The organism is Streptomyces canus (assembly GCF_041435015.1).
Lineage (GTDB): Bacteria > Actinomycetota > Actinomycetes > Streptomycetales > Streptomycetaceae > Streptomyces > Streptomyces canus_G.
Window position 1 is genome coordinate 6,136,296 of sequence record NZ_CP107989.1, and the last position, 20,402, is coordinate 6,156,697.

Sequence of the window (20,402 nt, forward strand, 5' to 3'; positions counted from 1 at the left end):
GGAAGCCCGTCCTCCGCCCACGCGTCAGGCAACCGTCCGCCGCCCCGTGCTCGCCCGCTCCGTCATCCGCGGCGGCAGCAGGGTCGACTCCGGTACGGCCGTCCCGTCCAGCTTCTTCATCAGGAGCTCGACCGCTCGCGCGCCCACCTCCGCCGACGGCAGCGCCACCGAGGTGATCGGGACGCGGACCGACTCGGCCAGTTCGTCGGGGCAGATCGCGGTGACCGACAGGTCGGCCGGGACGCGTAGGCCCAACTGCTCGAAGGCGTCGACCAAGGGGTGCAACAGGGGTTCGTTGTGGACGACCACTCCCGTCAACGCAGGTTGATCGCGCAGGAGTTGTTCGGCCACCGCGCGGGCGGCACCCGGCTCGCAGGGGCGCACCGTCGACGACATCCCGCAGCGGTCGGCGGCGGACGTGAAGCCCTGGACCACGCTCTGCGCGAAGGCGGTCCCCCGGACGTAGACCTCCGGCGGGGAGCCGACGAGGGCCACCACCCGGTGGCCCAGCCGCGCCAGATGCTCCACGCACGCCTCGCCCGCTGCCCTGAAGTCGAGGTCGATGCAGGTCAACCCCTCCGAGGAGGCGGGGAACCCGATCAGTACCGACGGCAGGTCCAGTGCGCGCAGCAACGACAGCCGGGGATCGTCCAGTTGGACGTCCATCACGATCAGCGCGTCCACCAGCGCCGTGTCCGCGACCCGCGCCAGTCCGTCCTCGCCCTCCTCCTGGGTCAGCAGCAGCACATCGTGGTCGTACCGCCGGGCCGTCGTCACCACCGACACCGCGAACTGCATCACGGTCGGGACGTGGATCCCGGTCCTCAAGGGCACGACCAGCGCCAGCACGTTCGACCGGCGGCCGGCCAGGGCGCGGGCGCCCGCGTGCGGGCGGTAGCCCAGCTCGCGGATGGCGTCCTCGACCCGCTGCCGGGTCTCCTCGGAGATCGGGCGCTTGCCGCTGAGGGCGTAGGAGACGGTGCTGGGGGAGACCCCGGCCCGCCGCGCCACATCGGTGATCTTCGCCATCAGCCCAGCTCCAGGGAGAGGAACCCGGTCCCGGCCCGCGCCCGCGCCTCGCGCCCGCCCGCGGCCAGCCCCCAGGGCGCCGACGGGTCACCGCAGGACGCCCGCAGCGTGTCCCCTTCGCGTACGACGGTGAAGGCGACCTCGCCGACCCGCACCGTGACCTGCTCGCCCCGCCCGAGGCCGTACGCCCGCAGGGTCACCCCGTCGGCGTGGTCGTAGTCGGGTCGGTCGTCCACCGCGCCCACCGGGAGCACCGCGCCCGGCCTGACCAGCAGCGGCACACTCAGGAAGTCGTGCTTCTCGCGTACCCAGCGCGGCCCGGTGACCGTCTCGCCGGTCACGAAGTGGGTCCACGTGCCCTCGGGGACGTAGTAGGAGACCTCGCCCCCGTCGTTGAACACCGGCGCCACCATCAGGTCGGGGCCGAGCATGTACTGCCGCTCCAGGTGCGCGCACCCGGGATCGTCCGGGAACTCCAGGACCATCGCCCGCATCACCGGCACGCCCTCGGCGTGGGCGGTGCGCGCGGCCTCGTAGAGATACGGCATGAGCGTCAGCTTGAGGCGGGTGAAGTGCCGCAGGACGTCCACGGATTCCTCGTCGAACAGCCACGGCACGCGGTAGGAGGAACTGCCGTGCAGGCGGCTGTGGGAGGAGAGAAGGCCGAAGGCCAGCCAACGCTTGAACAGCGCCGGTGTCGGGGTGCCCTCGAAGCCGCCGATGTCGTGGCTCCAGAAGCCGAAGCCGGACAGGCCCAGCGACAGCCCCCCGCGCAGCGACTCGGCCATCGACTCATAGGTCGCCTCGCAGTCGCCGCCCCAGTGCACCGGGAACTGCTGGCTGCCCGCGGTCGCCGAGCGGGCGAAGACCACCGCCTCCTGTTCGCCGCGGTGCTTGCGCAGCACGTCGAAGACGGTCTGGTTGTAGAGGTAGCTGTAGTAGTTGTGCATCCGCTCCGGGTCGGAGCCGTCGGACCACTCCACGTCCAGCGGCACCCGCTCGCCGAAGTCGGTCTTGAAGCAGTCGACGCCCTGGGCGAGGAGCGCCTCCAGCTTGGCGGCGTACCAGTCGCGGGCGGCCGGACTCGTGAAGTCGACCAGGGCCATGCCGGGCTGCCACAGGTCCCACTGCCACACACTGCCGTCCGGGCGCCTGAGGAGATGGCCGAGCGCCTTGCCCTCCGCGAACAGGGGCGATCTCTGGGCGATGTACGGATTGATCCATGCGGAGACCCTGAGGCCCCGGGCGTGCAGTCGCGCGAGCATGCCCTCCGGGTCGGGGAAGACCCGCGGGTCCCACTGGAAGTCGCACCAGTTGAACTCGCGCATCCAGAAGCAGTCGAAGTGGAAGACGGAGAGGGGGAGTTCACGCTCCCGCATGCCCTCGATGAAGGACGTCACGGTCTCCTCGTCGTACGACGTCGTGAAGGACGTCGACAGCCACAGACCGAAGGACCAGGCGGGCGGGAGGGCCGGGCGGCCGGTGAGGGCCGTGTACTTGCGGATGATCTCCTTCGGACTCGGGCCGTAGATGACGTAGTACGTCAACTCCTGTGTCTCGGCGCTGAACTGCACCCGTGAGACCGCCTCCGAGCCCACCTCGAAGGAGACCTTGCCCGGGTGGTCGACGAAGACGCCGTAGCCCGCGTCCGTGAGGTAGAACGGGACGTTCTTGTAGGCCTGTTCGGTGGCCGTGCCGCCGTCGGCGTTCCAGATGTCGACGACCTGGCCGTTCTTCACCAGCGGCCCGAAGCGTTCACCGAGGCCGTACACCGAGGTGCCCACGCCGAGGCCCAGCTGCTCGCGCAGGTAGTGGGCGCCCGACGCGTCGCGCATGATGCCCATGCCCTTGGGGCCGCTGCCGGTCAGCAGCCGGCCGCCCGCGAGGAAGTCGACCTGCCAGGTGCCCGTGCGGGCGACCCGGACCGACAGCGTGCCGGAGGTGAGGGTGGCGTGCTCCTCGTCGTACTCCGTGTGAGCCGTGAAGTCCTCCGTACGGACCTCGAACGCGGGGCCCTGCGGCTGCTCGCCCTCGAAGTGGGTGAAGGTGACGCCGATGACGTCGGGTATCGGGGCATGGGCGCTGATCGTCACGACCGGTCCCTTCAACAGGTCGCCGCGGCGGCGGATGGGCTGGGTCGGCGCGAGGATGTCCAGCCGGCCGTCCGATGCGGCGACCTCGTGGACCTGGGCCGGGTGCGCCGCGGTGACGCCCTCACGCAGCAGCCAGTAGCCGTCGGTGAACTTCATCTGTGGGGGGTCCTTACTTCACGGCACCCACGGCGATACCGCGGGTGAGGGTTCGCTGGAAGACGAGGAAGAACACGATCGCGGGCAGGACGCCGAGCAGGGCGGCCGCGTTGGTCATCGTGGCGTCCATCAGACGCTGGCCCTGGAGGACGCCGAGGGCCACCGACACCGTCTGGTTGTCGTTGGAGATCAGCATGACCAGGGGGAGCAGGAACTCGTTCCAGGTCCAGATGAAGAAGAAGACGAGCAGTACACCGAGGGTGGGGCGGCTGACGGGGACGACGATCCGCCACAGGACCTGCCACCGGTTCGCGCCGTCGATGCGGGCCGCCTCCAGGATCTCGCGCGGGAACTGGCCGAGGACCGCGGAGAGCAGATACGTGCCGAAGGCCGCCTGGATCACCGTGAACACGATGATCACGCTCAACCTCGTGTCGTAGAGGCCCACTTCCTTGCTCAGGTAGTAGACCGGGTAGACCAGCGCCTCCTGCGGCAGCATGTTCGCGAGGACGAAGAAGGCGAGCACCCAGGTCCGGCCCTTGACGCGGCCGATGCCGATCGCGTAGGCGTTCAGAACGGACAGGATCACGGCCAGTACCGCCACCGAGCCGCTGATCAGGACCGAGTTGACCAGCTTCCGACCGAAGTCGACGCGTTCCCAGAAATCCTTGATGCCCGTCGTGTACAGGCCGTCGGGAAGGCTCAGGGGGCCGTTCTGGGCGTATTCCGTGGGGGACTTGAAGGCGTTGACCGTGACGATCAGGAACGGCACGATCATGAACAGGGCCGCGACGCACAGGGCGATCAGGACCGGGTAGCGGCGCAGCGCGGTGGTCATGAGTCGGTCCTCTCCTGGAGCCTCAGACCGATCAGGGAGAGCGCCAGGATGACCACCGTCAGCACGGTGGAGATCGCGGCGCCGTAGCCGACCTGCGTCTTCTCGAAGAACGTGGTGAAGGAGAAGTAGGAGGGCACGTCGGTGGCGCCGCCGGGCCCGCCCTTCGTGAGCACGTACACCGCGCCGAACACCTTGAGCGCGGCGATCGAGCACCAGGTGAGGACGACGTAGATCTCCGGCCGGATCTGGGGCAGCGTGATGTGCCAGAAGCGGCGCCACCAGCCGGCGCCGTCCAGTTCGGCCGCCTCGTACAACTGGGGGTCGACGCGCTGCAGGCCCGCCATGAAGACGACCAGCGGGAAGCCCAGTTGGACCCAGACCATGACGCCCATGACGCTGTAGAGCGCAAGGTCGGGATCGCCCAGCCAGTCCTGCTGCCAGGAGCCGAGGCCGATCGCCTTCAGGAGCGCGTTGAGCGAGCCGTTGTCCGGGGCGAGGATCCAGCTCCAGACGATGCCGGCGACCGCGATCGGCAGCACCTGGGGAAGGTAGAAGCAGGCGCGGAGAACGGCGGCTGTTCTGGACCCGAAGTGCTTGCCGACGTAGTCGAACAGGGCGGCGGCGAGGACCAGTCCGAGGGCCGTGGGGATCGCCGCCATCGCCACGACCATGGACAGGCTGTGCCGGAAGGACGCCCAGAACTCGGAATCGTCCATCAGCTCGCGGTAGTTGGCGAGCCCCGACCACTCGGGGGAGCCCACGCCCTGCCAGTCCGTGAAGCTCACGTACGTGTTCATCACGAACGGCAGGACGATGACCGCGAGGAAGGCGAGGGCGCCCGGGAGGAGGAAGAGGGCGTAGGAGTCGCGGGGGCGGCGCGGGGGCCGTACGGCAGCGCCCTTGCCGGCCGCCCGCGCACTCCGTTCGACGGTCACCGTCATTGCTTCGGCGCGCCCTTGTCGTAGGCCTCCTGGAGATCGCTGAGGTAGCCGTCGGGCTTCTCGCTGCCCGTGATCAGCTTCTGGGTCCCGGAGACGAGGACGTCGTAGAAGCCGGGGACCGGCCAGTCGGGGTAGAAGGCCAGGCCGTCGTTCCTGGAGAGGGTGTTGAAGTCGTCGATCAGGGTCTTCGACTGGGGGTCGGTGATGGCGGAGGCGTCGGCCGCGACCGGGACGCCCCCGGAGTTGCCGAGCAGGTTCTGGATCTTCTTCGACATGGTGATGTCGATGAAGTCGTAGGCGAGGTCCTTGTTCTTCGAACCCTTCGGTACGACCCAGAGGTTGCCGCCGGAGCCGAGAGTGAGCTTCGAGTCGGGCCACCGGAAGGTGCCCCAGTCGAACTTGTTGTCCGTCTTGAAGCGGCCGTACCACCAACTGCCGGAGAACAGGATCGGCGCCTTGCCGGAGGTGAAGGAGACACCGGCGGCCTCTTCGTTCTGGCCGCTGGAGGACTTGCTGAAGTATCCCTTCTTCACCCAGTCGGTGAAGGTCTGGGCGCCGTACGTCCAGGCCGCGTCGTGGAAGTCCGTCTTGCCCTTGTAGAGCTGGTAGGCGTCGACCCACGAGCGGTCGGCCTTCGACAGCGCCAGTTGGTAGAGGTACTGCTGGGCCGGGTAGGCGGCGCCGCCGTTGGCGAGGGGGGTGACCTTGTTCTCGACGAACGTGTCCATCGCGGCGGTCAGTTCGTCGAGCGTCTTCGGCTCGGCGATGCCGTACTTCTTGAAGAGGTCCTTGTTGTAGTAGACCAGCGTGTACTCGGCGTAGTTGGGAACGCCGTACCACTTGCCGGAGCCCATCACGCCGTTGGTGTCGTAGAGGCTCGTCGTGCGCACGCTCGGGCTGAGCTTCTTGTCCCAGCCGCGCTTGGTCGCCTCTTCCGTGAGGTCGGTGAGCAGACCTTGCTTCGAGAGCAGGCCGGCGGTCGCGTTGCCCTTGTTGTACTCCATGAGGTCGGGGGCGTCCGAGGAGTTGAGGACCATCGGAGCGGTCTTCTGGATCTGGTCGAAGCTCTTCTCCTCGAACTCCACCTTCACACCGGGGTGCGTGGCCTCGAACTCCTTGATCGCCTCCTTCCAGGCGATGCCCATCGCGCTGCTCGGACCCTCGTAGTGCCAGAGCCTGAGTGTCTTGCCGTCGGAGGACCCGCTGTCCGAGTCCCCGCAGGAGGTCACCAGCAGCGATCCGGTCAGGATCACCGCCGCCGCCACCACGCGCCGTCGTGCCGTCAACATCCCGTACCTCCGGGGAGTCGGATGGTGCTTCGGGCCGGGCGCCACGCAGGGGTCGTCGATTCGACTCCATTCGACGACGCCTGTCGAAGCGCTTCGACGAAGGAACGTATGTGGCGCCTTTGAAGGTCGTCAATGGGTTATGCAGGATCGGGTGAAGCGATTCGACGATCGGGTCGGGGGGAGGGTGGCGCGTCAGGGTGGGGTTGGTTGTGGCGGTGGGGTTGGAGTGGTGGGTCGGGGCGGGGGTGTTCGGCTGTCCGGCCGACGGGGGTGCGGCGGTGGGGGTGGTCGGGGTGCTGTGGCGGGCCGTGGACGAGAGGTGTCGCCTGTTCGGCCGTCGGGGCGTGCGGGCGTGTGTGGCCGGGCCGACGCGAGGGCGGTCATCGTCGGGGCTGTGGTGGTCGGGGTGCCGTAGCCCGCTGTCGGCGAGCCGTGTTGGACTGCCTGGCCGTCGGGGGTGCTGTGGTGGTGGGGGTGCCCTAGCGAGTTGTGGGCGAGAGGTGGTCGACTGTCCGGCTGTCGACGTTGTTGCTGTGGGCGGGCGATATGAAGGTGTTCGTCAGGGCCGTGGCAGCTGTAGTCGGTCGTGGGGGAGACGTGCTCGGTCGTCCGGCCGACGTGAGGGCGGTTGTCAGGGTCGTCGCGGCTGTGGTGGTGGGGTTGTTGTAGTGGGTTGTGGGTGAGGCGTGTTCGGTCGTCCGGCCGAGGTGAGGGCGGTTGTCAGGGTCGTCGCGGCTGTGGTGGTGGGGTTGTTGTAGTGGGCTGTGGGTGACGCGTGCTCGGTCGTCCGGCCGACGTGAGCGCGGTTGTCAGGGCCGCGGCCGCCGCCGTGATCGGGACTCCGTAGCCCGCCGTCGGTGAGAGGTGCTCCACCGTCCAGCCGCCCGCCGCGCTGCCGCAGGCGATTCCGCCGAACAGGCCGGTCACCGCGAGGGTCATGCCTTCGTTGAGGCGGCCGGGCGGGGTGCGGCGCTGGATCAGGGTCATCCCGGTGACCATCGTCGGGGCGGTCGCCATCCCGGCGATCAGCAGCGCGGCCGCCAGGGCGAGCAGGGAGCCCGTGAGGGAGGCGGCCAGCAGGGGGAGAGTCAGCAGGGTCGTCATGGCGGCGATGCACCACACGTACCGGTCCTCGGCGGAACCGGTCCGTCGTGTCGCCCCGTAGGCCAGCCCCGCCGCGCACGACCCGGCCGCCTGGAGCGCGAGCACCACCCCGGCCGCCGAGCGGTGTCCCTGGGCGTCGGCGAAGGCGATGGTGACGACCTCCATGGAGCCGAAGACGGCACCCATGGCAAGGCAGACGGCGAGCAGGGGTGGGATGCCGGGCGCGCGGAAGGGCGCCTGCGAAAGGCCACGCTTCCGCACCGGCGGTTCCGTCGAGCGCTGCGCGGCGAACACCAGCACACCCGTCACCAGCAGCACCACCCCGGCCAGCGTGCCCGCCTCCGGGAAGAACGCCGTGCACAGGAAGGCCGCGAGAACCGGGCCCAGCATGTAGCACGCCTCGTCGACGGCCTGCTCGAAGGAGTTCGCGACATGGAGGGACTTCTCGTCGCCCGCGAGGAGGTGGGCCCAACGGGCACGGGACATGCCGCCGAGGTTGGGCGTGGTGGCGGTGGCGGCGTACGACACGAAGAGCGTCCACGCCGGCGCGCCGAGGCGGACGCACAGCAGCAGCGCGAGCGAACCCAGTGCGGCGAGTGCCGTGGCCGGTACGGCGATCTTGGCCTGTCCGTGTCGGTCGACGAGCCGCGCGGTCCACGGGGCGACCACCGCCGTCGCCGCGAGGCCCGCCGCAGTGACGGCGCCGGCGAGGGCGTACGACCCACGCGTCCCGGCGATCATGACGACCGAGCTGACGCTGAACATGCCCATGGGCAGGCGGGCGAGAAGGTTCCCGATGGTGAAGGCGCGGGCTCCGGGGGTGGCGAGAAGGCGGCGATAGGCACTTGGCTCGCGCGGGGCATGCGGGATTCGCGGGCCTCGCGGGCCTCGTGGGCTGAAGTCGACGATGACGAGGGCGTCGGCGGTCGTGGTGAACATCGGTCGGTCCGGTCGCGGCATGCGTCTACCGTCGCGTGGCGGCGATCAAGAGGTCCAACACCTTCTCCTCACCGATTCACGCACCAGTGTTGTAAGTTCGCCCGATGTCCGCGCCCAGCCCGAGCCCCGGCCCCCGCTCCCACCACCTCGACCCGCGTCTCCTGCGCGCCTTCCTGGCCGTCGCCGACGAGCTCCACTTCACGCGCGCGGCGGCCCGGCTCTACGTCGCCCAACAGGCGCTCAGCCGTGATGTGCGGCGGCTGGAGCGGGAGTTGGGTGCAGAGCTGTTCGTGCGCACGACCCGGCAGGTGACACTGACCGGCGACGGCGAGCGGCTGGTGCCGTACGCCCGCCGGGCCCTGGACGCCCAGGACGAGCTGCTCGCCGCCTTCGCGCAGGCCCGTCCGCTGCTCGTGGACCTGAACTTCCCCGACCAGGCAACCGCCCGTGCTGTGCTGCTGCGGGCCCGGGAACTCGCCCCCGACCAGGAGCTGATGGCCCGCTACGAGAGCGGGCTGACCGGCGCCGCGGGCGAGCTGCTGGCCGGTCGCCTCGACGTGTCCTTCGGCCGGTTCACCGGTCTCGACCCGGCGCTGAGGGCGGGCCTGGACCACCAGCCCGTGCGCCTCGAGCCCATGGCCGTCGTCCTGCCCGAGGATCACCCGCTGGTCTCCCTGGAACGGGTGCCGCTCGCCGCCCTGGAGGGCGAGACCGTGTACGCGGGGGCCGGAAATCCGCGTACTCCGGAATGGACCGATCTCGCTCGTCGGCTGTTCGAAGGACGGGGCATCGACATCGCTCCGCCGGCCCCGCTCGCGGTCGGCGACGAGGAGTTCCAGCGGATCATGGCGAAGACTCGGAACCCGATTCTCGCGGTCGTGGATTTTCCGGCCATGCCTGCCACCGTGCTGCGTCCGCTGGTCGACCCGGTACCTCTGTCGCCCGTGTCGCTGGTGTGGCGCAGGGGTCTGGCGCATCCCGCGTTCGACGCCCTTCGGCGTGCCGCAATCGAACTTTCCGTCGAACTTGACTGGCTTCGTCGGCCCGCCGATGGATGGATTCCAGCCACCGATGAGCTCGATATGAACATCCACAAATGACACGTGGCAAACACACTTCCTTCGTCTGCGCTACATTCGTGACCTGAGCACGGTGTGGTAAAGGGGGCGCTTGGACCAGGTGGGGGCCTGGTTCAGCCGACGTGTGCTCAAGGTCGACAGCGCGCCCAGAACAGCCCGTGGGGGGAAGTGCGTGCGCGTGAAGAACCTAAAAAAGTGGCGAGAAGACGCCCAACCGGAATGGCCCGAGGCTGCATCAGGCACCCAGGACATACTGACAGCTGGGGGCACCACCCAGACGTTTTCGGAAACCGGCGAAACCGGCACAACCGGAGCCCTGGCCGACGACGGGAAGCGGGACTTCCCCGGAGCCCCGAGAGCGGACCGCGGCCGGGGTGCCCCGGAGCCGGCCGGCCGCAGAGCCGTCGTACGCGATCCGTGGGACGAGTCCGGCAGCGGTGCCGGTCACGCACACGATCCGCACGAGGTGACCGTCCAGCTCGACGGGGTCGACGGGGTCGGCGGGAACGGCGACGAGCGCATCGAGGGCCGTCCCGGAGGTGAGGGCGGGTCCGAGAGCTCCGACGGCCCGGTCTTCGTCGACGAGTCGGGCCGGCGCAGCCGCCGCTTCCGTCGTATCGGCATCGCCGTGGGCCTGGCCTGTGCGGTCTACGCCGTCGTCATCGTCGTCACCCTGCTGTCCGGCAACTCCAACGCGCCCTGGCTCCCCATGACGGGCCCGAAGGACGACGCCCCGGCCGGCAAGGTCGACACCAGCCCGATGCCGGCGGACTCCGCCCTGCCCTCCGCCACCACGGGGGTGATCCCGGGGACCACCCCGACGGTCAGCGGCGGGGTGACACCGGTTCCTGGGGCCAGTGGCACCGCGCCCGGCGCCACCGTGAGCCCGGGCAAGCCGGGGACGTCCGCCGATCCGTCGGCCACCGCGACCCAGCCCGGCGGCAACCCGTCGGCCAGCGCCGATCCCTCGACGCAGCCGACCCAGTCGATCACCCCGCCGCCCAGTCCCTCGGTCACCCCGCCCGTCACCACCAGCCCCGACCCCTCGGTCGCCCCGACCGAGACCACGGGCGGCGGCAGCGCCGGCCCCGGCACGGTGGCCGACGGCCCGCCCTCGCCCGCACCCGTCGCGTCGGAGACCTCCGGTACGCCGGTTCCGGTGCCGTCCGGCGGCCCGCTGTCGTCCCCGTCCCCGGAGCGCCTTCTGTGATGCCGCGCCAGCTCCGGCACGGTGGCCGACGGCCCGCCCTCGCCCGCACCCGTCGCGTCGGAGACCTCCGGTACGCCGGTTCCGGTGCCGTCCGGCGGCCCGCTGTCGTCCCCGTCCCCGGAGCGCCTTCTGTGATGCCGCGCCAGCTCCGGCACGGTGGCCGACGGCCCGCCCTCGCCCGCACCCGTCGCGTCGGAGACCTCCGGTACGCCGGTTCCGGTGCCGTCCGGCGGTCCGCTGTCGTCCCCGTCCCCGGAGCGCCTTCTGTGATGCCGCGCCAGCTCCGGCACGGTGGCCGACGGCCCGCCCTCGCCCGCACCCGTCGCGTCGGAGACCTCCCGTGCGCCGGTTCCGGTGCCGTCCGGCGATCCGCTGTCGTCCCCGTCCCCGGAGCGCCTTCTGTGATGGCGTCCCGTATCCGCCGCGCGGGGGCCTTTGTCGGCTCAGTCGCCTACGTGCCCGTCGCGTCGGAGACCTCCGGCACCTCGGCTCCCGCGTCGTCCGACGCCCCGCTCTCTTCCCCGTCCCCGGAGTACATCCCCTGATGGCATCCCGAACCCGCCGCCCGGGGGCCGCACCAGGAGCCCCCGACGGCTCCAGGCGCCGTCGCCTGCCCATGCGCCTGCTGCTGCCCGTGCTCGTCCTCGTCGCCCTGATGGCGATGCTGATGCTGCGCGGCTACGTCCACAGCGAGATCCTCGCCGACCACCGCATCCGGTCCGAGGCTTCCACCGACAAGGTGCCCGAGAAGATCCTCGACGGCGGCCCGGTGATCGACACCCGCAGCGGCCGCGCCACCAGCCTGAAGATGCCGGACCGTCGACTCGTCCTCACCTTCGACGACGGCCCCGACCCGACCTGGACCCCCAAGGTCCTGGACGTCCTCAAGAAGCACCACGCACACGCGGTCTTCTTCGTCACCGGCACCATGGCCTCCCGCTATCCGGACCTGGTCAAGCGCATCGTCAGCGAGGGCCACGAGGTCGGGCTGCACACCTTCAACCACCCCGACCTGTCCTTCCAGTCCCAGAAGCGCATCGACTGGGAGCTGTCCCAGAACCAGCTCGCCCTCGCCGGCGCGGCAGGTATCCGCACCTCGCTCTTTCGGCCGCCGTACTCCTCCTTCGCCGACGCCATGGACGACAAGTCCTGGCCGGTCACCCAGTACATCGGCACCCGCGGCTACATCACCGTCGTCAACAACACCGACAGCGAGGACTGGCAGAAGCCCGGCGTACGCCAGATCATCCGCAACGCCACGCCGAAGAACGGCAAGGGCGCGATCGTGCTGATGCACGACTCCGGCGGCGACCGCCACCAGACGGTCCAGGCGCTCGACCTATTCCTGCCCGACATGCAGGACAAGGGCTACAAGTTCGACAACCTCACCGAGGCACTCGACGCGCCCACCGCGCACACCGCCGTCACCGGCCCCGAGCTGTGGAAGGGCAAGGCGTGGATCTTCCTGGTCCAGGCCTCCGAGCACATCACCGACGTGCTCGTCGTCGGTCTCTCGATCATCGGCTCCCTGGTCATCGGCCGCTTCGTCCTCATGCTCCTGCTCTCGGGCATCCACGCCCGCCGGGTGCGCCGCAAGGACTTCCGCTGGGGAGAGCCGGTCACCCAGCCGGTGTCGGTGCTGGTCCCGGCGTACAACGAGGCCAAGTGCATCGAGAGCACCGTCCGTTCACTCATGGCGAGCGAGCACCCCATCGAGGTGCTCGTCATCGACGACGGTTCGAGCGACGGCACCGCCCGGATCGTCGAGGCGATGGGCCTGCCGAACGTCCGGGTCGTACGCCAGCTGAACGCGGGCAAGCCCGCGGCGCTGAACCGCGGTCTGGCGAACGCCCGTCACGACATCATCGTGATGATGGACGGCGACACCGTCTTCGAACCGTCCACGGTCCGCGAGCTCGTGCAGCCCTTCGGCGACCCGCGCGTGGGAGCCGTGGCCGGCAACGCCAAGGTCGGCAACCGGGACTCCCTGATCGGCGCCTGGCAGCACATCGAGTACGTGATGGGCTTCAACCTCGACCGCCGGATGTACGACGTCCTGCGCTGCATGCCGACGATTCCCGGCGCCGTCGGGGCCTTCCGCCGCTCCGCTCTGGAACGCGTCGGCGGCATGAGCGACGACACGCTCGCCGAGGACACCGACATCACGATGGCCATGCACCGGGACGGCTGGCGCGTGGTGTACGCGGAGAAGGCGCGCGCCTGGACGGAGGCACCGGAATCGGTGCAACAGCTCTGGTCCCAGCGCTACCGGTGGTCGTACGGCACCATGCAGGCGATCTGGAAGCACCGCAAGGCACTGGTGGAACGGGGTCCGTCGGGCCGCTTCGGCCGCGTCGGCCTGCCCCTGGTCTCCCTGTTCATGGTGGTGGCCCCGCTGCTGGCCCCCCTGATCGACGTATTCCTTCTCTACGGCGTCGTGTTCGGCCCGACCGAGAAGACGATCGTGGCCTGGCTGGGCGTCCTCATGATCCAACTGGTCTGCGCCGCCTACGCGTTCCGGCTGGACCGAGAACGCATGACACACCTGATCTCGCTGCCGTTGCAGCAGATCCTCTACCGCCAGCTCATGTACGTCGTGCTGCTCCAGTCCTGGATCACGGCTCTCACCGGAGGCCGCCTGCGCTGGCAGAAGCTGCGCCGCACGGGAGTCGTCGAGGCACCGGGCGGACCGGTGGCGAGGCAGCGGACGCGCAGTGAGAGTGACGAGCGGAGGCCGGTCGCATGACGCAGGAGTACACGGCGGGGCGGCGGGGGGTGGTCGCTGCGCCCAAGGCCCCCGGCCGGGACCGCTATCTGGACCTTCTCCGCTCCCTGGCGCTGGTCCGCGTGGTCCTCTACCACCTGTTCGGCTGGGCGTGGTTGACCGTGCTGTTCCCGTCGATGGGCGTGATGTTCGCGCTCGCGGGGTCACTGATGGCGCGCTCGCTGAACAGGCCGACGCTGAGCGTGATCAGGGGCAGGATCCGCAGACTCCTGCCTCCGCTCTGGGCGTTCAGCGCGGTGGTGCTGCCGCTGATGTTCCTGGGCGGCTGGAAGCTCTCGGAGGACCCGGACCACAGCGGCACCTGGGGCCTGCTGGAGCTGGTCAACTACGTCATCCCGATCGGGGCGCCGCCGTACCCCTGGGAGGTCGGCTTCCCGAAGGACCTGCTGGAAAGTACGTGGGCGGATCAGGCGGTGGGCCCGCTGTGGTACCTCCGCGCGTATCTGTGGTTCGTGTTGGCCTCCCCGCTGCTGCTGTGGGCGTTCCGCAAGGTGCCGTGGGCGACACTGCTGGCACCGTTGGCCCTGACGGCCGTGGTGGGCACGGGACTGGTGACGATCCCCGGCGAACTGGGCAACGCGGTCACCGACTTCGCGGTCTACGGCAGCTGCTGGGTCCTCGGTTTCGCGCACCACGAGGGCGTGCTGGCGAAGGTCCCGCGCTACCTCGCCGTCTCCGGTTCGGTCCTGGTGATGGCCTTCGCCCTGTGGTGGGCGTCCGGCCATCTGGGCCCCGAGGGCTGGGACCTGAACGACATCCCGCTGGCCCAGGCGGCCTGGTCCTTCGGTTTCGTGGTGATCCTGCTCCAGTACTCGCCGTCCTGGCAGGAGCTGCCGGGCCGGCTGGCCCGCTGGGACAAACTGGTGACCCTCTCCAACAACCGGGCCGTCACCATCTACCTCTGGCACAACCTGCTGATCATGGCCACGGTCCCGATCATCGACCTGGCCTACCGCCTCCCCTTCATGCAGAGCGACCGCGCGGTCGAGGCGCTCGACGCGACGGACATGCTCTGGATGTTCTTCCTGGTCTGGCCGCTGATCGGGCTCGCGATCCTGGCGTTCGGGTGGATCGAGGACTTGGCGGCGAAGCGCAGGCCGAGGCTGTGGCCGAACGGTTCACGACGGGGTCGGGTCGGGCCCGCGGAGACCGTCCGACAAGGGTCCTGACGACTCCGGGCTCCGCCCCCGGTGCGGGGAGCGGAGCCCGGCGATGTCATCCGATGGAGAGCCGCTTCGGCCAGTAGGTGTTCGGGTTGATGACCTGCGTGCCGGAGCCCGACACGCGGTGTCGGTTCCGCCTGAGGAGTTCGCGGCGGAAGCCAGGGAGTTGAGGCTGGTCCCTCCTTCGCTCGCGGCGATGCCCTTGCGGAGCCGCTGACATCCATGACGTTGCCCGGCGTGAGAAGGACAGCCGGAGTCAGTGTGAGCAATCGGCACTGCAACAAGTACATGGATGCCGCCGCTCCGCCCAGATCGCAGCGCGCTGCCATCTCCAAGAAGTTCTACGACCGCAAAACGCGGCGAGGGCAAGGGATACGAGCAGGCCGTCGTCGCTCTCGCCAGGCGCCGCCTCAACTGGCGCTCATACGGCACCATCGGACCTTCGAACTCAACCCACCCCGAGGCGATTCCGCAGCTTCCGCAGCGGACTGACCGCTACGAACGACGACGTGCGAAGAGGATCGCTCCTGGAGCACTGCTCTCGGGATCGAGCAGCATCTCGGTCTCGACCGTGAACCCGGACTCGCGCAGCCAGGCGCTCACCTGGGCGGGGCGGCGGCGGTGGATGTAGACCTTCATCGGGTGGCCACCGTAGCCCTGCGTCTTCAGCCGCGACCCGTCGCCCACGTGAAAGCCGATCAGCAGTGGTGCGCCGGGGCGCAGTGCCCGGCTGAGGGCATCGAGGACCTTGGGGACCTCGCTGTCGGGGACGTGAATCAACGACCAGAACGCGAGTGCACCGGCGATCGACTCGTCAGCAAGGTTGAGATCCGTCATCGAGCCCACCTCGAACCGGAGGGCAGGGTGATCGTTTCGAGCCACGTCGACCATTCCCGGGGCGAGGTCGATGCCGAAGGCGTCGACGCCCAGGCTGTGCAGATGGGCTGTGACGTGTCCCGGTCCGCATCCCAGGTCCGCCACCGGCCCGCCACCTGCCTCAGCGACCGCGTCGGCGAACAGGCCCAGCGCCGCCTGGAGGTACGGCAAGCCGCCCAGGGCCTCGCGCAGTTGCTCCGCGTAGCTCACCGCGACCGTGTCGTAAGAGGAGCGGGTGTCCGCCAACCAGCCGTCAGGGTTCATGCTCCGACACAGTAATCCCGCAATCTGACGACTGAGCGGGAGGCCGACTGACGCTGCGAGGGGTGAATTACCTGGCGTTCCAGATGGACCACGATGCGTGTACGACGGACCGTGACAGTCGACCTGGACTAGTGCTGTAACCGATCATGTGGTCATGCCTCTGAGAGAGACCCTTGCCCGAGTCGATGCGGACCTGACCGCCGGCCGGGTTCCTGTCGCGCGCCAGCGTTTGCGCGGTCTCGTCTCGTCCTTTCCATACGACCTGACGCTCCGTCGGCGTCTGGCTGAGGTGTACCGGCTCTATGGCGACTCCGCCGAGGCCGGACGTTGGATGTACCTCGAAGAGGACCGCAATGCCGACGAGACCGCCGCCTTCGAGGCGCGGTACGGGTCCCCCCGGTGGCGCATGAAGGCTCTCGCCTGGTGTGGCCCCGAGGCGATGGCTGCCACCTCCTTCGCGGAGCGGCAACTGGTCGCGGTGCGGACCGCCTGCGCCGAGGAACTGGGGCACTCCGTCGACTGGGACGACCCCGCCGCCTACCGGGACGGTCTCGAGGAGAAGTACGAGGAAGCGCCCTCCGGACCGTGGACGGTCGGCGGTGTGCTGGCGGGCGTCGGCTGCCTGGTTGGGGTTCTTGCGTTCCTCGCAATCTGGGTGAATGGAGTTGTTGCCCTCTTTGACTGACCCAGGTCACCAGGGCCGGTGAGGAGCGCCGCTCAGGGTTCGGTGGGACCGTCGAGAACTAGCCCCGGTCATTGGGTCGAGCCCTCGCTGTTTCGGCAGCGTCGGCGTTGTCCGGAGCCAAGATCGCCGTCGGCCGCACCACCGTGATCGCGGCGGCTACCGGCGCACCTGCCTCGTCATCCGGCACCGCCGCGAGCGCGGGCAGAGCGAACTGCCAGGATGGAAGGAAGAACAGAACACATCCCACCGCCAGGTCCGCCCTCCGCGACCGCCGCTTGGAGGGCAACGGCGTCCATCACGTGATGAGCGGAATCGCCCGCGTGCACATCCTCACACTCAGGCTGATGGGCGAGCAGCGCGGGCGGTAGCCGATCACGGCCCCGATGACTCGTAGATCTTTACGGGACAGTCTTAAGGGCTTGCAGATCATCAACATGGCGTCTTGATCTTGCTGTTGGGGTCGTTGGTCAGGGTGATGACCTGGGCATGGAGGGGTGCGAGGGCTGCGGGTGGAGTGGTCGCCGGGGGGACGCTGATGCCGTGGGCATCGAACAGTCTCCTGATCTTTAGCAGGGTGCGGTGCATCGCGGTCCGGCTGCTGTCGAACAGCACGGCGAGGGGTTCCGCGGCCAGGGCGACCCGGAGGTGAAGGACGGCTGCCAGGACCTGGTCGGGGAAGGTGAGCCGGGGCGGGCGGCCGCGCTTGACGTCGCCGTCGAGGGCCAAAGTGTCGGTGAGATCGCTCAGTTGCTGCCGGGACATGCCGGTCAGGGCGGGGTCGGACAGGAGAGCGTGGTCCCACGCCGGGGCCGGCCTCTGCGGAGCCCGGGGTGCTGGGATGGCTGGGCAGGGCCGGGGGTGCAGGGCATAGTTCCAGTCGCCGTGGAAGGCGTGTCGGGTCAGCGGCAGGGCAGCCATCTCCGCGTCGCCGATCTGGACTCCGGTGGGGTAGAGGTTGGTGTCCAGCTCGGCCATGACGCGCAGTCCGGTACGAGTGGTGGTCGCGGCGATGGACTGGACGATGACTTCGTGGCTGGTCAGCGGGCGGCCGCGCCAGTTCATGGTGATGTGCGAGAAGAGCCGGTGCTCGATCTTGTTCCACTTCGATGTGCCCGGCGGCAGGTGGCACACGGTGATCGTCAATCCTGTTTCGGCCGCGAGCCGGGCGAGTTCGAGCTTCCAGGCCCGGGTGCGGTAGCCGTTCGAGCCGCCCGCGTCGGCGGTGATGAGCAGTCGAGTCGCCTGCGGGTAGGCGGCCCGGCCCTGGCCGGACCACCAGCGGCGGATCGATTCCACCGCGAACGCGGCGGTGTCGTGATCGGTGCCCACGTTGACCCAGCCGGTGTTCGCCGTCAGATCGTAGATCCCATAGGGGACGGCCTTGCCGAGCTGGGGGTCTGCGAAGTCATGGACGTTCACCGGTTCCGGCTCACCCGTCGGCCGCCACTGGCGGCCGTTGTTCTTGAAGTCGCCCACGAGTTCCTTCTTCTTGGTGTCCACGCTGATCACCGGCTGGCCGGCGTCCCGGTGATCGCGGGCCTGCTCGTTGAGATAGCGGAACTGCGCGTCCCGGTCGGGATGTTGGCTGCCCTCGATGGTCTTGGCGTTGGCCTGCAGACTGAAGCCTTCCTCCCGCAGCAGGTCCGCGACGGTGTCCGCACTGACTTTGTGCCCGGTCCGGGCAAGCTCCCGCGCGAGTGTGCGGGTCGACTTCACCGTCCACCGCAGAGGCGACATCGGATCACCGCGCTCGTCCGGCTCGACCAGCGACAGCAGGTCCGGCCGCAGCCCCGGATCGAGATCTGCGACCCTCTTACGGCCCCCGCCCGGCCGCCGCACCCGCCCCAGCGGCTCGTCGCCGGCCTCCAGCTCGAACACGCCCTTGCGGACCGTGGTCTCACTCACCGAGGCCGCCCGCGCGACGGCCCGAACACCACCGTGTCCCAGAACACGGGCCTCCGCGGCCATCAGCAGCCGTCGCTGCCGCTCATCCAGATGCGGGAACAACACCGCGAACTTCGTGGTGAGTTGGGTACGGACCTCGTCCGGGATGCGCATACCACGTCAACGAGCCATGGGACGGGAAGCAACACCTTGATGATCTGCAAGCCCTAAGGATCAAAGACGCGTATCAGACTCCCAGGCTTGGCTGCCCTGCTGGGGGCCGGTGGGGGCGTCTGTCTGCTGCCGCATGGAAAATGAAGAGACGCCAGACGGAGGGCTCGAAGGCGAGTTGAGGGCCTTCTGCGATCTTTGAGTCGCGGATGTGGATGAAGGCCGGGGTCGCGGCTATCTCAAGGCAGTTCGAGCCGTCGCCGCTGTACGTGGACTTCTGCCAGTGGATGGGCTGCACAGGTGGGTTCCTCACAGATCCTGGATGAGGTGGTGGATGAAGTCGCGTGACTCGGTGGACGGGAGCGCGCAGGATTCCATGCCGTCCAGCACGGCCCGGTACTTGCTCAACTGCGCCTCCGCGTCGAGGAACTCGCATGCTCCGTGGTGCGAGTCCAGCTGGACGGTGTCGAGTTGCGGTACGGGTCCCTCGACGTAGTCGAAGGACTGGCCCGTGGTGGGGAAGTGGGCCGCCCCGAACGGGATCACGCGCAGGTCGACGTGCGGCAGTTCGCTGATGTCGGCCAGGTGCTTGAGCTGGCCGCGGGCCACGACGGGGCCGCCGAAGCCCATGCGGAGCGCCGCCTCGTGAACGATCGCCGTGTACCGGGGCGGGTCCTGCCTGTGCAGCACGCCTTGCCGTTTGAGGCGGTGGGTGAGGCGGTGCTCGATCTCGTACTGCCGCATGGGTGGCACCACTGCCTGGAAGAGGGCCCGGGCGTGGTCCGTGGTCTGGAGCAGTGCTGGGATGTGGAACATGAGGGCCACACGTAATGCGGCGGCGTGGTGCTCCAACTCCGCCAGGTCGACCAGGGCCACCGGAACGTGGTCGCGGTACTCCTCCCACCAGCCGCGTGTGCGCCGGCCTGTCATCGCCGCGAGCGCCTCGATGAGCTGTTCGTCGAAGCAGTCGTAGGCGTGGGCCATGGAGCGCACACGCTCGGCGCTAATCGGTGTGCGGCCCGTCTCGATCATGCTGACGCGCGCCTGGTTGACGCCCAGCTGTTCGGCGGCGCCGGTCGCGGTGAGCCCGGTTCGCTCGCGGAGTTTGCGCAGCTCTGCGCCCAGCCTCCGCTGCCTGAGCGTGGGGCTGTTGGTGGGCGGCACAGCGTCTCCTTCCAGACCGCGTCGCGGCGTCTCGGTCCCTCACACGAGTGAAGAGTGGATGCTTCCCATGGTTTTAGTTAGATGCATCTAACCATCTGCTCTACGGTGGTCACGTACCGCCCAACTCCCCCCGCCCATAAGCCGGAAGCGCACCCACCCAGGCACAGCCACCGCCCGGCGCGGTCGTTGAGCGAGAAGTCGTCGAAGCCCCGTTTCCCTTCAGCCGGAGGTATCCGATGGTCACCGTAGCCCTGCCCGACACGTGGGTGTACGCCCTTCGCCTGCCACATGACCCCAGAGCCGCACGTGTCGCACGTACGACCGTGCGGGCCGCGCTGAAGGGGCACGGCATGGCCCATGTCCTCGACCCCGTGGAGCTGTTGACGTCCGAACTTGTCACCAACGCCTACCTGCACACCAAGGGACCCGCCTCGTTGAGGTTGACCGCCCTCGGCGAGGGGCGGCTGCGGGTCGGGGTTTGGGACAGCCACTCCTACATTCCGGCGCCCTTCGCCAAACCGCCCGGTGACCGAGTTCCGCCCGGCTCGGTGGGTGCTGTCGGTGGGCGCGGGTTGTTCCTCGTCCAGGAGTTCGCCGATGCGTGGGGTGGCTGGTCGCTCGGGGACGGGCTTCTCGACCGGGGTGCGGGGAAGCTGCTGTGGTTCGAGGTGGGCCGGGGCGACCGGTTCGGTGAGAAGCGTTGAGCAGTCCGGCCGCGGCTGTCGTACGAGC

16 protein-coding genes and 1 pseudogene are annotated in these 20,402 nt (G+C 69.2%); 7 read left to right on the forward strand and 10 right to left on the reverse strand.

From position 1 onward, the window contains the following. Window positions 1-24: 24 nt before the first annotated feature. The 6 genes from OG841_RS28060 to OG841_RS28085 all read right to left on the reverse strand — a co-directional run bounded on the left by OG841_RS28060 (window position 25) and on the right by OG841_RS28085 (window position 8,410). A complete protein-coding gene (locus OG841_RS28060; protein WP_371567027.1) occupies window positions 25-1,029 on the reverse strand; it encodes a LacI family DNA-binding transcriptional regulator in 1,005 nt (334 codons plus the stop codon). Further along, complete coding sequence (yicI, locus tag OG841_RS28065; protein ID WP_371567028.1) at window positions 1,029-3,278, reverse strand: alpha-xylosidase; 2,250 nt, start codon at window positions 3,276-3,278, stop codon at window positions 1,029-1,031. Before yicI ends, OG841_RS28060 begins: the two co-directional genes overlap by 1 nt. Before the next feature lie 13 nt (window positions 3,279-3,291). Further along, window positions 3,292-4,116: a carbohydrate ABC transporter permease gene (locus tag OG841_RS28070; RefSeq protein ID WP_328638969.1), complete on the reverse strand. Its 825-nt coding sequence runs from the start codon at window positions 4,114-4,116 to the stop codon at window positions 3,292-3,294. Then, entirely contained in the window at window positions 4,113-5,057 is a 945-nt protein-coding gene (locus OG841_RS28075) for a carbohydrate ABC transporter permease (RefSeq protein WP_328638968.1), read from the reverse strand. Before OG841_RS28075 ends, OG841_RS28070 begins: the two co-directional genes overlap by 4 nt. Next, window positions 5,054-6,346 (reverse strand): ABC transporter substrate-binding protein, encoded by a 1,293-nt coding sequence (locus tag OG841_RS28080; RefSeq protein ID WP_365120022.1) that lies wholly within the window; start codon window positions 6,344-6,346, stop codon window positions 5,054-5,056. The genes OG841_RS28075 and OG841_RS28080 overlap by 4 nt, the downstream gene beginning before the upstream one ends. Window positions 6,347-7,066: 720 nt before the next feature. Further along, on the reverse strand, window positions 7,067-8,410 hold the full coding sequence (locus OG841_RS28085) for an MFS transporter (protein ID WP_365120023.1): 1,344 nt from the start codon (window positions 8,408-8,410) through the stop codon (window positions 7,067-7,069). 83 nt (window positions 8,411-8,493) lie between these two features. On the opposite strand from OG841_RS28085, the gene OG841_RS28090 reads away from it, so the two are divergent. The 4 genes from OG841_RS28090 to OG841_RS28105 all read left to right on the forward strand — a co-directional run bounded on the left by OG841_RS28090 (window position 8,494) and on the right by OG841_RS28105 (window position 14,632). Further along, window positions 8,494-9,489: a LysR family transcriptional regulator gene (locus OG841_RS28090; protein WP_365120025.1), complete on the forward strand. Its 996-nt coding sequence runs from the start codon at window positions 8,494-8,496 to the stop codon at window positions 9,487-9,489. A 445-nt stretch (window positions 9,490-9,934) separates the two neighbouring features. Then, the gene (locus tag OG841_RS28095; protein ID WP_365120028.1) at window positions 9,935-10,678 is read left to right on the forward strand and encodes a hypothetical protein; all 744 of its coding nucleotides are present in this window, start codon (window positions 9,935-9,937) and stop codon (window positions 10,676-10,678) included. A 544-nt stretch (window positions 10,679-11,222) separates the two neighbouring features. Beyond that, complete coding sequence (locus OG841_RS28100) at window positions 11,223-13,424, forward strand: glycosyltransferase (protein WP_328638963.1); 2,202 nt, start codon at window positions 11,223-11,225, stop codon at window positions 13,422-13,424. After that, a complete protein-coding gene (locus tag OG841_RS28105) occupies window positions 13,421-14,632 on the forward strand; it encodes an acyltransferase family protein (RefSeq protein WP_365120031.1) in 1,212 nt (403 codons plus the stop codon). Before OG841_RS28100 ends, OG841_RS28105 begins: the two co-directional genes overlap by 4 nt. A 489-nt stretch (window positions 14,633-15,121) precedes the next feature. On the opposite strand, the gene OG841_RS28110 is transcribed toward OG841_RS28105, so the two are convergent. Next, entirely contained in the window at window positions 15,122-15,766 is a 645-nt protein-coding gene (locus OG841_RS28110; RefSeq protein ID WP_328638956.1) for a class I SAM-dependent DNA methyltransferase, read from the reverse strand. A 154-nt stretch (window positions 15,767-15,920) separates the two neighbouring features. Here OG841_RS28110 and OG841_RS28115 point away from each other — a divergent pair, with 154 nt between their 5' ends. Both OG841_RS28115 and OG841_RS28120 read left to right on the forward strand, forming a co-directional pair. Continuing rightward, window positions 15,921-16,451: a DUF6584 family protein gene (locus tag OG841_RS28115; protein ID WP_328638955.1), complete on the forward strand. Its 531-nt coding sequence runs from the start codon at window positions 15,921-15,923 to the stop codon at window positions 16,449-16,451. A 110-nt stretch (window positions 16,452-16,561) separates the two neighbouring features. Then, a pseudogene (locus OG841_RS28120) lies at window positions 16,562-16,819 on the forward strand (IS5/IS1182 family transposase); the annotation flags it as partial. Window positions 16,820-16,880: 61 nt separating this feature from the next. Here OG841_RS28120 and OG841_RS28125 read toward each other — a convergent pair. The 3 genes from OG841_RS28125 to OG841_RS28135 form a co-directional block, all read right to left on the reverse strand. Then, window positions 16,881-18,509, reverse strand: a complete 1,629-nt coding sequence (locus OG841_RS28125; protein ID WP_371567029.1) for an ISAzo13 family transposase — start codon at window positions 18,507-18,509, stop codon at window positions 16,881-16,883. Between the two features lie 73 nt (window positions 18,510-18,582). Continuing rightward, complete coding sequence (locus OG841_RS28130; RefSeq protein WP_365120033.1) at window positions 18,583-18,819, reverse strand: DUF397 domain-containing protein; 237 nt, start codon at window positions 18,817-18,819, stop codon at window positions 18,583-18,585. Then, window positions 18,816-19,670, reverse strand: coding sequence for a helix-turn-helix domain-containing protein (locus OG841_RS28135; protein WP_328638953.1), 855 nt, complete (start codon window positions 19,668-19,670; stop codon window positions 18,816-18,818). The genes OG841_RS28130 and OG841_RS28135 overlap by 4 nt, the downstream gene beginning before the upstream one ends. Window positions 19,671-19,906: 236 nt before the next feature. On the opposite strand from OG841_RS28135, the gene OG841_RS28140 reads away from it, so the two are divergent. Further along, the gene (locus OG841_RS28140) at window positions 19,907-20,374 is read left to right on the forward strand and encodes an ATP-binding protein (protein WP_328638952.1); all 468 of its coding nucleotides are present in this window, start codon (window positions 19,907-19,909) and stop codon (window positions 20,372-20,374) included. Window positions 20,375-20,402: the final 28 nt, after the last annotated feature.